Raw genomic sequence first — 14641 nt, 5'->3', positions numbered from 1 at the left:
ATGTAAATGTTCTGAATGATATATTTATTTTTTTGAAAATGCATAATATTACTAAATAAAACCGAGCAGTGTATTTTAAAACACAAAGAATAAATTTTTGATTTTTATAAAGAGTTTTTAGGTTTTTTTAAAATTGGAATACATGTTAGGGGTGATATTAAATGATAAAAACTGATATTAGTGCGGAACCAGGAAAACAAGAGATTGTCATTACAAGGGAGTTTGAGGCGCCACGTGAGCTTCTATTTAAAGCGTTCACAGATCCGGAACTTTATGTACAGTGGATAGGACCACGAGATCTTACAATGACATTGGAAATATTTGAACCTGAAGACGGTGGATCATGGAGGTACATCCAAAAGGATCCCGGTGGTAATGAATTTGCATTTCACGGAGTCAATCACGAAATTACAGCTCCAGAGAGAATTATTGGGACATTTGAGTTTGATGGACTTCCAGAAAAAGGACACGTCATTCTGGAAAAATCGACATTTGAATCATTGCCCGGTAATAGAACAAAGTTAACGTCTATATCCATCTTTTTTGCAGTGGAAGATCGTGATGGGATGCTCCTATCTGGTATGGAGGAAGGAATTAATGATTCATATAATCGTCTCGATGAACTATTAGACGAGATGCAAAAATAGGGTTTAGATTGTATAAATAAGGGGGCAATATTGTATGCAAAAAATCGTGCCATTCTTATGGTTTGATGGTAAAGCAGAGGAGGCTGCGAAATTCTATACTTCCATTTTTAAAAATTCAAAGATTGGAAGAATAACTCGTTATGGAGAGGTTGGACCTGGATCTGAAGGAGGAGTAATGTCTGTAGCATTTCAATTGGAAGGACAAGATTTTTACGCCTTAAATGGAGGTCCACTATACACCTTCACACCGGCTGTATCCTTCTTCGTGAAGTGCGAGACCCAGGAAGAAATAGATGATTTGTGGGAGAAGCTCTCTGAGGGGGGAGAAACTCAGGGACCGGGCTGGATTAAGGACAGGTACGGCTTGTCGTGGCAAGTTGTGCCTACTCTTTTAAATGAACTTTTAAATGATCCTGATCCTGAAAAATCCCAGAGAGTTGTGGAAGCCATGCTTGAAATGGATAAACTTGAAATAGAAAAATTAAAGCAGGCTTACGAGGGGGTAATGATTTAAGAAGAAAATTGGTTATGTACTATTTTGTCTAAGTAGTATTAAATGATTTAGCAGTTTTTTAAGTAGATTTTTCAAGACTTGAACCGAACATTTAAAATTCAAAAAAAATCTATTACCATGGACCAGGAAAAGTGGATAGCCCTATTGGCATTAGAAAATTTTCAGTCCCATATTCTTATTGGGGATTAGTTTTCGCAGTTTTATTTTTATAACCCTTTTGGAGGATAGATTTATCATACAAGTTAACAAAAATTCTCTTATATAAATACAGTTATATATTATAGTGATATAAAAGGGGTGTAGTTTCTTTGGGGTTGGGAAGTAGATATGCTTCAACTCTAAAGATTATTCTTATTTTTATTAAGCCCCCATTTGTAGGAGTGATAGTTATCCATCCTAAAGATGATAAAGTGCTGGTATATCTGGATGTTAAGGCCGAAAAAATATTTCTGCCCAGCGTACTTAAAATAGTCAAAGATGTAAGCAGACTCTGCGGATTTGATGAGAAGGCATCCCAGGGGATAATGTTAGCCACCGAGGAAGCTTGCACTAATGTTATTGAACATGCCTACAGTCCTGAAGAACAGGGCCGCTATCAACTTGAAATTAAAAGAAAACCAGGAAAAATGGTGGTAATAGTAAAGGACCAGGGCATACCCTTCAACCTTAGGCTTCTAGACCAGGATGAAATACCTGAAATAGGCTTTAGACTGATGAAGACCTATAGTGATGATGTTAAAAGTAAATATCGGGGTAAAAAAGGTAAAGAAGTTAAAATTATCAAATATCTTCCATATGAATCTCTTGATGAAGGTGGCTCTGAAGCCTCAAAGGAAGAGTTGGCACCGGCATCTGATGAGGTTACACTGAGGATTATGAAAGGGGAGGATGCTGTTGATCTGGCCCGGTGCATTTACAGGGTTTATGGTTACACTTATCCTCATGAAGCTGTTTATTACCCGGAATTATTTGCATCATTAATTGAATCAGGACTGGTAACTTCCTGTGTGGCTCTTAACCAGGCAGGTGAAGTTGTTGGCCACCTCGGAGTTTTCATAGATGAAGTAGAAGATAAAGTCGGTGAGTCTGCCCTGGCAGTGGTGGACCCCCGCTACCGTGGAAGGGGATTATTTCCACAGATGAAAAAAATGATGATGGAGGAGATACGACGCAAAGGATTTAAAGGGCTCTACAGCAGGGCAGTGACGGTTCATGAGGCATCGCAGAGGGCCAATGTAAAGATGGGTGCCAAGGAGACTGGTTTCATATTAGCCCATTCCCCACCAACTGCTATATTCAAGAGAATGACTACCGAGAAGAGCTATTTAAGAAGGACAGTAGCTCTTTTCTACATTGGTGTGGCTGAAGATGAAATACAGGAGGTTTATCTGCCCCCTGCCCACGGCGAGATATTAAAAAAGATCTATAAGCACACGGATCTCCACAGGATTTATAAAAAACCTGAAAATAGGGGTAAAGTTTATTCTGATTCTATAATTAATATTCATGTTTTATCGGAGATGTCCAGCGCCTTTCTCCGCGTGGGAAGATATGGAAAATCCTTCCTCTCGGAACTGGCTTTAAAAGTCCAGGATTTATGCCAGCACAAAGTAGAACTCATAGTTCTTGACCTGCCCTTAACTGATCCAGTAACCAGCTGGATGTGCAGTGAAATTGAGAGGATGGGCTTTTTCTTCAGTGGTCTCATGCCAGAATATTTGCATGGAGATGCTTTACGCCTGCAGTATCTTAACAATGTACCCTTCAACCCGGATACTGTGGATGTGTATTCTGATTTTGGTAAAGAATTATTCAATTACATTGTAGGGGAGTGGAAGTCTCACCAGAAATTTTTCTAATGAAAAAATTTTGTTAAGTGGTGTTCTTATAAGCAAAAATTTGTTAATTGATGGTTTAGAATGATGAAGCCTTTAAAAAATTTTATAGATGGTGTGGATTTATGGAGTCTAAATAACCGGTTATTATATCCTTTTAATGAATATTTTATTAGTGATAGAGGGACAAAATTGTGGAGGTTATACTATTATGCAATTAAACCAGGAAATTGAATCATTGACTGAATCTTTTGCCTCTAAACAGATGGAGATTTTTCGTTGGTTGCACCAACACCCGGAACTGGCATATCATGAAGTGGAAACCGGACAATACATAAAAAAATATCTGGAAGAGCTACCAGGTTTTGATGTTTTATATCCCGTGGCTAAAACCGGAAGTAAGGCAGTTTTACATGGGGATAAGCCTGGAGTTGCAGTGGCCATCCGGGCTGATATGGATGCCCTACCCGTAAAAGAAGAAACTGGACTACCATATGCTTCTAAGGCTAAAACAAGTTATAATGGCAATGAAACAGACGTGGCCCATGTATGCGGCCACGATGCCAATACTGCAATAGCGCTGGGCACAGCCACCATTCTCAGCAAATTAAAGGAAAATATAAAAGGGAGCGTGGTCTTTCTTTTCCAGCCAGCAGAAGAAGGAGCGCCAACCGGAATGGATGGAGGGGCCCTTACTATGGTTAAAGAGGGCGTACTAAAGGACCCAGAGGTTAAAGCTGTATTGGGGTTGCATGCCAATAACACCTGCTACCCAGGCCAGGTAATGGTACGGGAAGGAGCCACCCATGCCAGCCAGGACAGTATATTCATCAGGATCATCGGGGAGCAAGCCCACGGATCACAGCCCTGGAGCGGTAAAGACCCTATAGTAGCCGGTGCATCTTTAATCAACTCTCTTCAAACTTTAATCAGCCGTGAAGTAGACCTGCAGAAAGGGGCTGCAGTGATAACTGTGGGCTATTTCTGGGGAGGTATAAAAGTGAACATCATACCGGAAGGAGCAGACATGGGACTCACTGTACGTTCCCTAAATAAAGATAACCGGGATATCCTGGTTAAACGGATCAAGGAACTGGCCGAACTTAAAGCAGATATGCACGGATGCAAAGCCAAAGTTATCTTTGGCCAGCACTATCCCCTGAATATTAACAATGAGGAGCTCTACCAGAACCTGTTACCCACAATTGAACAAGTGGCACACCCTGAAAATGTGCTCTACTATTTATCCTCTACAAAATCCGAAGATTTTTCCTACTTCTCCCAGAAAGTCCCATCCCTTTACATGTATTATGGTGCAGCACCACTTAATAAGCCCATATCTGAGTCGAAACCCAACCACCATCCGGAATTCATGGTGGATGAGGCTGCTTTGAAGTTCGCCACCGGACTGGAGTGCAACCTCGTACTGGACTTACTGGAAAACCCTGAAAAACTTCCTTAGATCTAATGAAATATGGTTGGTTATTTTTGTAAATATTAATCTCTAATTAAACTAATTGAATGCATAATCTAAAAATTTTCTTTAAAATATAAAATTGAAAAAAGGGATATTAAGAAAGATCAATAATATAATATAGTTATCCTATGTGAGGCTGTGAATTTGAACAAAAAAGTTGTAATACCAATAATTATCATAGTGGCAGTATTTCTACTTGGAGTGGGCATTGTCTTTTCTGGTGTGGCTGATGATATAATATTTGATCAGATACCCTACAATTACACTTCATATATTTCCATACCTGCTAACAGTGCTGGACAAGGATCATGGGGTGGTTACTGTAATATTTATGGTAAGGGAAGAAATTTTAAATTCGATGTAAAAATACCTGGAGCTCAAAAACCTTACCTAGAACGGGAAGATTATAGTGACTTTTTAACCTACACTGAAAATGGATTAAATGGTACAGGAAAGATTAATGAAATTAATTTAACATATCAAACCCTAATATCCTTCATAAAAGGGGATTTTAAAGGTGCTCTATTTAATACACATTTAAATGGTGTTTTTAATATAACTTGTGCTGGCTGGACTGGTGATGGTACATTTAATAATAATGGAAAAACTTTCACAGGAACTTTCCGCATTGATGGAGTACATACTTACTGGCAAGGAAATTATAGTTTGGTGAATGAAGGCGACCGTATAGCCGTACCTGCCCACTATTTATGGTATCCCCAAGGAAGGCCATTGCAAATTACAAAGGTAAATAAAACATTTTACATGTAAATTATCATTAATGTTAATATTTTTTATAAAAACTTTATTTGGGACAAGGGGATGAAATAATCCAAAATAATGATCTAAAACTGCAGAAAGAAGACAGGCTCTTACTACTTTCCAGCAGAACAAAAGTTGATGATTTAACCAGTAAAAAAATAGAATCATTAATTAATCCGGAACTGGATTGGGATCATTTAGTTGAAATGGCCAATCACCATAGATTACTGCCGCTTTTATATGTAAATCTTAATTCCATATGTCCTGAAAAGGTTCCTGAAGAAGTTTTAGAAAATCTGAAAGAGGAATTTCATGAAAATGCTCGCAAAAATCTGCTATTAACTGGGGAACTGGTTAAAGTAATGAAATTATTGGAAAATAATGGCATAAATGCCGTTACTTATAAAGGTCCAGTTTTAGCTCATTCTATCTATGGTAACCTTGCTTATAGACAGTTTGGAGATATTGATATCCTAACTGATAAAAAAGGTGCGCTGAAAGCTAAAAATTTAATGATTTCAAATGGATATGAATTATACCAACCTATTAAAATTGATGATCAAATCTTTATGGAATTGGAATCAGAATATATATTTAAGAATAAAAATAATGGGGCAAAGGTTGAAATAAACTGGAACTTTGAAGGAAAATTTTTCTATTTTGCAGATAACCCCAACTTCCTATTTGAAGATTTGAAAGAGTTTGATATTAACAGTTTTAGACTTCACTCATTTTCATCAGTTAACCAAATATTAATGCTCTCAATACATGCTGCAAAACATAATTGGACTCGTTTATACTGGATTAGTGATATTTCACATTTCATCCAATCTCAGGATATAGATTGGGTTAACACACTTAAAAAGGCTGAAAAGTTGGGTATAAAACGAATATTAATGATCAATCTATTTTTGGCTCGAGATTTTTTTGGATTAGAACTTCCAGAAGAAATATTAAATTATCAAGATTCCTCCATAAATTCAATATTAATTAATATTAAAAAGAGAATTTTCAGGGAGAAAAAAAATTCATTGAATATATTTGAAAAATTCTTTTTAGATATAAAAAAGAGAGAAAAATTGTCAAATGGAATCAAAGACTGTTTAATAGGATTTACACGACCTAGCTATAATGATTTTAAGGATTTATCACTTCCAAAGAAGTTATTTCCATTATATCCATTTATAAGGCCCATGTTATTGGTAAAAAGGTATGGTAGAAACAGCATATAAAGTCAAATAACTAAAATAATTGATAAGTATTGTTGATCAGGTAAAATCAAAAATCTTAATTTAGACCTACTTAAGTATACGCTAATTATAAATATATCATACTTAAGATTTATTGAAAAGCATATATTAGATATTTTCGATGATTAAAATGAAAGATGTTACCTTTTTACTTCCTGCATACAATGAAGAACTTTCTATTGGAACGTTGATAAAGAAAATTCAAGAATTATATCAAAATTCCCATATCATTGTAATTGATAACAATTCCACTGATAAAACCGCCAGTATTGCTTCAAAATTAGGGGCTGAGGTAATTTTCGAAAAAAAACAGGGCAAAGCCCACGCCATACAGAAGGGATTTAATCATTCAGATTCTCAGTATGTTATTATGCTGGACGCAGACAATACCTACGATCCAGCGGATGCTTCTCGATTATTAGAACTTCTCAAAAATGATGATGCAGACTTAGTAATGGGATCACGATTAAGTGGTGATTTAGAAAAAGGGGCCATATCCCGAACCAACGTTATCGGGAACTATTTATTATCCCTGACTGCTCGTTTATTATATCACCCCATCTCTGATGTTTGCACTGGTTACTGGGCATTTAGAAAGGAAGTTGTTGATTATTTGCTTGCTGTGGGTATTGACTGTTCGGGCTTTGAAGTTGAAGCTGAAATGTTTGCTAAAGTATCTAAGGGGAACTTTAGTATAAGAGAAATACCTATCTCCTACAAGAAAAGAACAGATCAAGCAAAACTTAATTCATTTAGTGATGGTTTTAAAATATTTAAAACGCTTATCAATTATAAAATGAAAAGTTTGGAGATGATTTTTCTTGTTTTTACACTTTTAACAGCTTTAATATCTTTTTTTGATATATCATTTCTAAGAATTGTTATTGTATAATATCATCATTATTGGGATAAAATGAGAATTGCAATTATTGGTTCCAGAGGCATACCTGCTAAATACGGTGGTTTTGAAACATTCGCTGAGGGATTATCCACCCGGTTGGTTGAGAAAGGTTATGATGTAACTGTAAGTTGCGAATACCAAGATCCAAATGAAAGATTTGAGGATTACCATGGAGTGAAACTTTCTTATTTTCCACTTAAACCCCCAAATAGTTATTTTTTTCGTAAAATTTATGAAAATCTTTCGGATATTTATTTCCTTTTTAAGTTGACACACAAAAATGATGTAATATATTTTTTGGGAACAGAAGTGGGGATGTTTTTATTTATTCCCAAACTCCTCAAAAGGAATATAAAATTAATGGTTAACATTGATGGAGTCATGTGGAAGCGGACCAAATTTAACAGGTTAGAGAGGTGGCTACTAAAAATTAACCATAATTTTGCAACTAGATTCTCAGATGTGATAGTTGCTGATGCTGAAGAAATGAAAAAATATGTTAATTCTAAATACAGAAATAAAGCAGTTTTTATTCCTTATGGAGTTGAAGAGGTAGAACCTGTAAAATGGGATATAAATAAATTAAAAAATATAGAATCTTTTTCTAATATTAATATTTCTAAAAATAAGTTTTGGCTTGTTGTGGCTCGTTTAGAACCTGAAAACAATATACACATGATTGTCGAAGGATTTTCTAGAGCAAATAGTAAATATCCCCTAGTAATAGTGGGGGATTTTACCGGCGAGAAATATGAAAAGGAAATAAAGGATATTGTATCTGGAAGTTCTAATATTCATTTGGTAGGATCAATTTATGATTTGGAATTATTGAATATGTTAAGACAACATAATTTCGCTTATATTCATGGGCATAGTGTGGGGGGAACTAATCCTTCACTTTTAGAGGCTATGATCATGAAAAGTATTATTGTTGCTCATGATAATGGATTTAATAGGGAAGTTTGTGGAGATAGTGTATTTTATTTTAGTAATGAAGAAGATCTTAAAAATAAGGTAGTTTTACTTGAAAATCTTAAAAATAATGAAACAATGAAAAAAACCTTTAATACAGTAAAAAAAACTTATTTATGGGATAAAGTTATAGGTAGATATGAATTTTATCTATAACTTCAAATATTACATTTAAAATTTGTGATTTTATGTGGAATAAAATCTACTGGAAAATAGCTGATTTTGAAGAAGAAAATTCTTTTGCTCGTAAAGTACGAATAAAAAGGATGAAAATTTTTAAAAATATTATTTCCAATCTTCCCAAACCCTTAAAAATACTGGATATTGGTGGAACAGAAACATTCTGGGACATAATGGGCTTTGCTGGTGATGAAAATTATAAAATCACTGTTCTTAATCTATCAAAAATTGAAACTAAATATAAAAATATTAAAAGTGTTATAGGTGATGGTCGAGATCTTAAAGAGTTTGAAGATAATGAGTTTGATATAGTATTCTCAAATTCCGTGATTGAGCATGTTGGCAACTTTGAAGATCAGAAAAAAATGGCTGATGAAATGAAACGGGTAGGTAAAAGATATTTTCTTCAAACACCTAATTATTATGCTCCTATCGAACCTCATTTTTTCTTTCCAATGTTTCAATTTTTACCAACCTTTATTCAAATAAAAATGTTGCAAAATTTTAGTTTAGGATATTTTAAAAAAACGCCCCTAAAAGAAAATGCAAGGGAAATAGTTGAATCTATCCAATTATTAAAAAAAAATGATATAAAAAAATTGTTTCCAGAGGCAATTATTGAAAAAGAAAAAGTTTCTTGTTTTACTATTTCATTCATTGTTTACAGTGGATTTAATGATCATTAATAGGGGATATTATGAATATTCTTTTGATTAATTATATGGAAACAACTGCACCTGGCGGCATTAATAAGGTTGTAAGAGAGATAGCTAAAAATTTATCTAAAATGCATAAAATTACAGTTATTCAACCTAATCCTCTGAATTTACCTAAAAAAGAATTTTATGATGGATTTAATATAATTAGAATTGATTCATCTGTTGGAAAATTTTTTTATGAATTCAACCCTAAACTATATTTTTATTTGAAAGAATATTTAAAAAAAATAGATCCTGATATTGTCCATGTACATGGTTATCATACCTTATTCTCATTAGAAACAATTTTTACAATATATAAAACTTTCCCGAAGGTACCTATAATCTTTTCACCACATTATGGTATTTTTAGTCATAATTCACTGGCGGGAAAATATTTATGGGATGTACATAATTTAATTGGTAGATATTTAGTCAAACATTGTGATTGGATTATTGCAGCTTCCAATTTTGAAGCAAGTAATATCCATACTGATCTACATGTTCCTAATAATAAAATAATGGTTATATCACATGGTGTTGATACTATTGACCTTAAGTCAAGGATGGATGGAAATAAAATAAAAATATTATATGTTGGCTATTTATTAGAATTAAAGGGAATTCAATATATTGTAAAAACTCTTAATAATCTGATTAATAAAAATATAAATGTTAATCTAACTATAATTGGAGAAGGTCCTTATGAAAAAGATTTAAAAAAAATGGTAAATAAATCAAATTTAGATAATTTTATTGAATGGAAAGAATTTATTCATCCAAATGAAAACGAAAAATTGCAAAGATTTTTTAGAGAATCAGATGTACTACTACTATTATCTAAATCAGAGAATTATGGAATTGTGGTTACTGAAGCTTTGGCAATGGGAACACCGGTTATTGTAACAAAAAGAACAGCACTTAACGAATTTATAAATGAACCGGGTTGTTATGGTGTTGAATATCCACCCAACCCATGTGAAGTTGCAGATCTAATTATAGATGTTTTTAATAGTGATCAAAAAGTTGGACCTTTTAGTAATAAAATTCAGACTTGGGATTTGGTTTCGAAAGAGTATGAAACATTATATGAAAATTTAACTCAAGGGCGTGACTGAATGGACTATTCTATTCTCAATGTTAATGATTTGAAAATGAAAAAATTCCTAATATTTATTTTTTTTATTCAATCAATGGTTTGGGGTTTAATTGGATTAGATCTTTTAAATATACACCTACCTATTCTACGAGAACTCATTTGTTTTATTTATTTAACATTTATCCCTGGAATCATTTTTTTAAGGATATTGAAAATTCATAATATAACAAAAATTGAAACATTACTTTATTCTGTTGGGATAAGTATTGCTTTTTCTATGTTTTTAGGATTACTACTAAATATTACTCTTCCATTTTTTGGTCTAAGGACCCCCTTATCTAATCTTACTTTGATTATTGCATTTAGCATATTAGTCCTCATTTTAACATTATTATCATATATCCTAGACAAGGATTTTCATGGAAATGGTTCAAAAAAATTAAAAACTTCATTTTCGCCGTGGTTAATTTTCTTTTGTTTAATTCCATTTCTTGGCATATTTGCCCCATACCTAATGAATTTTCATGATAACAATTCCCTGCAAATATTATTGATATTAATTATCTGTACTTTACCCATAATATTATTAAAATGGGTTCCAAAAAAATATTATCCTTTCGCTATTTTAGCAATCTCATTATCGTTACTGTTCCATACCTCACTCATATCCAGTTATATATGGGGATCTGATGGATGGACAGAATATTACTTCTCAAATTTGGTTTTGAAAAATCTACATTGGAATAATACATTTGCCCATAATTATAATGCAATGATAAGTGTTTCAATATTATTCCCTATCTATTCCAGTTTTTTAGATATGAAATTAGCCTGGGTAAGCAAAATATTAATTTCCATATTATTCTCAATTGTACCTTTGGGGTTATATGAAATTTATAAAAACCAAACAAATGAAAAAACCGCACTTTTATCTTCGATTTTATTTATGGTAGTTTATACATTTTATAATATAATGCCCACCGTGGGGCGTCAGGAAATAGCCGAAATATTTCTCATGCTAATTATTTTAGTAGTCTTTAACAAAATGCATACCTTAAAAAAATCAATTTTACTTATTTTATTTGGAATTTCTTTGATAGTATCCCATTATGGTGTTGCTTCCATTTTCCTAATCATCATGATTTTAGCCATAATGATTAAATTCATTAAATCAAGAATAGCAAAAATGGAAGGAAATGAGAATTATTTTTTATTGAATAGAACTCTGCTAATCTTTTTAATAGTTTTTTCCCTGGGCTGGTTTATATATGTTTCAACCTCTTCAATATTTATTAATGTAGTTCTAATCGGAAAAAATATTTTCAGTTCTTTTACAGATATACTAAACCCTTCTACTTCACAAGGTTATAATATCATACAAAGTCAATTATCTCTGCTAAAGGATATCGAAAAATATCTTTATTTAGCTACACAATTCTTTATTGGTATTGGCATATTAAGCTTAATTAAAAATAAATTCCCGACAATTAATGAAGAATATAAACTATTATCAATTGCTAGTTTTTTAGTTGCATTATTTGGGATCGTGCTGCCCTTTTTTGCCGCTGCTTTAAATAGTGATAGATTATTTCACATAACTCTATTTTTCTTATCTCCTTTCTTCGTTATAGGTATATACGAATTTATCAAAATAATAATCTCACTTTCAAGAAAAAAAATTGAAAAATTCAAGATTAATCAAAAGACATACTATTTAGCCGCTATTTTATTAACATCCCTCTTTTTATTCAGTTCTTCATTAATTTATCAAATCAGCGACCAACCTAAAGTGGGAAGATTTGCACTTGATAATGAAGTGGATTTTCTTTGGATTAATAATTATGAAATGGCTTCAATAAACTGGTTTAATGGATTTAATAGTGCAAGTACTAAAATATATGCGGATATGAATAAAGCAGTGATTATTAGTGGAATAACAGGTGCAGCAAACGAAGTTCAAAGTTGGAATATTGAATATTTCACATTATTAAATAATTCTTATTTGTACTTAGGGAGTTATGATTTGAAAAACAACCAGTTTGCAATTAATTATTATAATAAAATAAAATATATCGATAATTTTGGATTTAATATTAATACGCAAATGAATCAGATTTATGACAACAATGGCAGCGTAATATTAGTTTCAAGGAGTCAAAAATGAAATTAACTATCATTCCACCAATTACTAGGACAGGTGAATACAAGTACAGTAATTATCTTATAAGTGGACTTAAAAATAAAGGATTACACATAGAAATAGTAAAAAATCCACTTTTTAAGATATCCAATGTAAAAATATTATGGGGAAGTTTGTTTATAAATAAATTAGTAAGAAATGGAAGCATTATTCATAATTTAGATAATTTAGCACCCTTTCTTTTAAAAGACAATGGAGAAAATAAGCGAATAATGACAGTAATGGATATTGCTCCAGTTATTTTTCCTGAGATTCATAGCAAAATAATGAATTTCGATTTTAAAAAATTATTACCTCGAATGATTGATAATAGTAACTTAATTATAGTCCCTAGCATCTCAACAAAAAATGATCTAATAACTTATTTCAGAACCGAAGAAAATAAAATCCAGGTAATTCCTCTTGGAATTGATAATTCTATTTTTTTTCCAGAACTAATAAACCAGAAATTGACTAATAAATATGGAATTCAAAAAGAATATTTATTATACGTTGGAACAGATAACCCTAGAAAAAATCTTAATAATTTGATTTTAGGATTTTCGAAGATCTTTAATCAAATTTCCCATAATTTAATACTAATTGGCCCCATTAATAGAAAAAAACTGAACAATTTTGTAATTAAAAATAAAGATATACCCGAAAACAAAAATGAAATCTTAAATAGAATAATAACACCAGGCTATGTTGAATCTAAAGATTTACCATCGATTTATTCTGAAGCTTCAGCATTAATTTTTCCTTCATTATATGAAGGATTCGGGTTTCCTGCTTTAGAAGCAATGGCCTGCAAAACTTCTGTAATAACTTCTGATAACAGTTCATTAAGAGAAGTGGTGGGAAGTGCTGGTATTTATATTAAAGATCCACGGAATCCTTCAGAAATCGCCGATAAAATAAAAGAAATTAGTTTAAATCCCCAATTACAGAAAAAATTAGGAAAAAAAGGAGTAGAACAATCGAAAAAATTTAATTGGGATAGTACTATTAAAAAAACTATTAAAGTCTACGAAGAGGTCAATTATGGAAATTGACTATATAAACGGCCCCAAAACTGAAGAAATATTTGGTGTTTCCAAATATCAAAATGAGATACATAAAAGACTGGATGATATTTATTTAAATACTATTGAGTATGATGTTTTTGAATTTGTAATAAAAAATATAGACTTAGGTAATGTTTTCAAATCATATTTAGCATACCCTTTAATTGTTAAAAAGAATATAAAGAAGGATAACATTAAACATGTTACTTCTCAAAGTTTTGCTTATTTATTAACATTAAATAGATTAAAAAATTCCATTGTTACGTGCTATGATTTAATTCCATGGGTTTATGATAATAATCGTTCCATACCATGGAAACTAAATATTATGGGATTGAAAAGAGCTGATGAAATAATAACCATTTCAAATTTTTCTAAAAACGATATAATCAGAATTTTAGGTTTTCCAGAAGAAAAAATACATATTGTTAATCCAGGAGTCGATCACAAAATTTATTTCCAAAATAATAACAAAGAGATATTATCCTCGCTAAACATCAAATCAAATCAAAAAATAATATTATACGTTGGTTCTGAACAGCCCCGACAAAATTTTGATAGTTTATTAAAATCTTTTGCTCAGTTAAAAGATAAAATATCCAACATTAAATTATTAAAAATTGGTAAAACCCAAGCATATGGTGCAAGAAAAAAACACTTAGAATTAATTAAAGAATTAAAAATCAGAAATGATGTTATTTTTATGGATTATATTCCAGAAAAAGAATTACCCCAATGGTATAACTGTGCTGATCTGGTAGTTTATCCATGTTCTTATGCCGGGTTTGGTTTACCTCCCTTAGAAGCCATGGCTTGTGGAATTCCAGTTATAACCTCTAATGAAAGCTCTTTACCTGAAGTGGTTGGTGATGCAGGAATTATGATTAATCCTAAAGATCTCAAGAAAATGACTATAAAAATGTTTAACGTTTTAACAGATAACAGTATACGGGACGAAATGATTAAAAAGGGACTAAAAAGGGTTAAAAAATTTGATTGGAATGATTCTGCAAAAAAAACTAATAAAATATATGAAGAGTTTAACTTATATTAGCTATGG

General features: G+C 32.0%; 13 protein-coding genes. All 13 read left to right on the top strand.

From position 1 onward, the window contains the following. The first annotated feature begins 161 nt into the window (after positions 1-161). The 13 genes from CIT01_00180 (at position 162) to CIT01_00120 (ending at position 14635) form a co-directional block, all read left to right on the top strand. Entirely contained in the window at positions 162-647 is a 486-nt protein-coding gene (locus CIT01_00180) for an ATPase (GenBank protein ID AXV36721.1), read from the top strand. A gap of 34 nt (positions 648-681) precedes the next feature. Continuing rightward, the gene (locus CIT01_00175; GenBank protein AXV36720.1) at positions 682-1161 is read left to right on the top strand and encodes a hypothetical protein; all 480 of its coding nucleotides are present in this window, start codon (positions 682-684) and stop codon (positions 1159-1161) included. 380 nt (positions 1162-1541) lie between these two features. Further along, a complete protein-coding gene (locus CIT01_00170) occupies positions 1542-3020 on the top strand; it encodes an anti-sigma regulatory factor (protein AXV38676.1) in 1479 nt (492 codons plus the stop codon). Positions 3021-3207: 187 nt separating this feature from the next. After that, entirely contained in the window at positions 3208-4458 is a 1251-nt protein-coding gene (locus CIT01_00165; protein AXV36719.1) for an amidohydrolase, read from the top strand. Positions 4459-4611: 153 nt separating this feature from the next. After that, positions 4612-5244: a hypothetical protein gene (locus CIT01_00160; GenBank protein AXV36718.1), complete on the top strand. Its 633-nt coding sequence runs from the start codon at positions 4612-4614 to the stop codon at positions 5242-5244. Positions 5245-5282: 38 nt separating this feature from the next. After that, complete coding sequence (locus CIT01_00155) at positions 5283-6467, top strand: hypothetical protein (GenBank protein ID AXV36717.1); 1185 nt, start codon at positions 5283-5285, stop codon at positions 6465-6467. 148 nt (positions 6468-6615) lie between these two features. Next, a complete protein-coding gene (locus CIT01_00150) occupies positions 6616-7377 on the top strand; it encodes a mannosyltransferase (GenBank protein ID AXV36716.1) in 762 nt (253 codons plus the stop codon). A gap of 21 nt (positions 7378-7398) precedes the next feature. After that, complete coding sequence (locus CIT01_00145) at positions 7399-8514, top strand: hypothetical protein (protein ID AXV36715.1); 1116 nt, start codon at positions 7399-7401, stop codon at positions 8512-8514. A gap of 32 nt (positions 8515-8546) precedes the next feature. After that, entirely contained in the window at positions 8547-9224 is a 678-nt protein-coding gene (locus CIT01_00140; protein AXV36714.1) for a hypothetical protein, read from the top strand. Positions 9225-9235: 11 nt separating this feature from the next. Next, positions 9236-10354, top strand: a complete 1119-nt coding sequence (locus CIT01_00135) for a hypothetical protein (protein AXV36713.1) — start codon at positions 9236-9238, stop codon at positions 10352-10354. Then, on the top strand, positions 10355-12499 hold the full coding sequence (locus CIT01_00130; GenBank protein AXV36712.1) for a hypothetical protein: 2145 nt from the start codon (positions 10355-10357) through the stop codon (positions 12497-12499). After that, complete coding sequence (locus tag CIT01_00125; GenBank protein ID AXV36711.1) at positions 12496-13569, top strand: hypothetical protein; 1074 nt, start codon at positions 12496-12498, stop codon at positions 13567-13569. Before CIT01_00130 ends, CIT01_00125 begins: the two co-directional genes overlap by 4 nt. Next, the gene (locus CIT01_00120; GenBank protein AXV36710.1) at positions 13559-14635 is read left to right on the top strand and encodes a mannosyltransferase; all 1077 of its coding nucleotides are present in this window, start codon (positions 13559-13561) and stop codon (positions 14633-14635) included. Before CIT01_00125 ends, CIT01_00120 begins: the two co-directional genes overlap by 11 nt. The last annotated feature ends 6 nt before the right edge of the window (positions 14636-14641 follow it).

The organism is Methanobacterium sp. BRmetb2, assembly GCA_003491285.1.
Lineage (GTDB): Archaea > Methanobacteriota > Methanobacteria > Methanobacteriales > Methanobacteriaceae > UBA117.
This window is presented reverse-complemented; position numbering and strand designations above follow the sequence as displayed.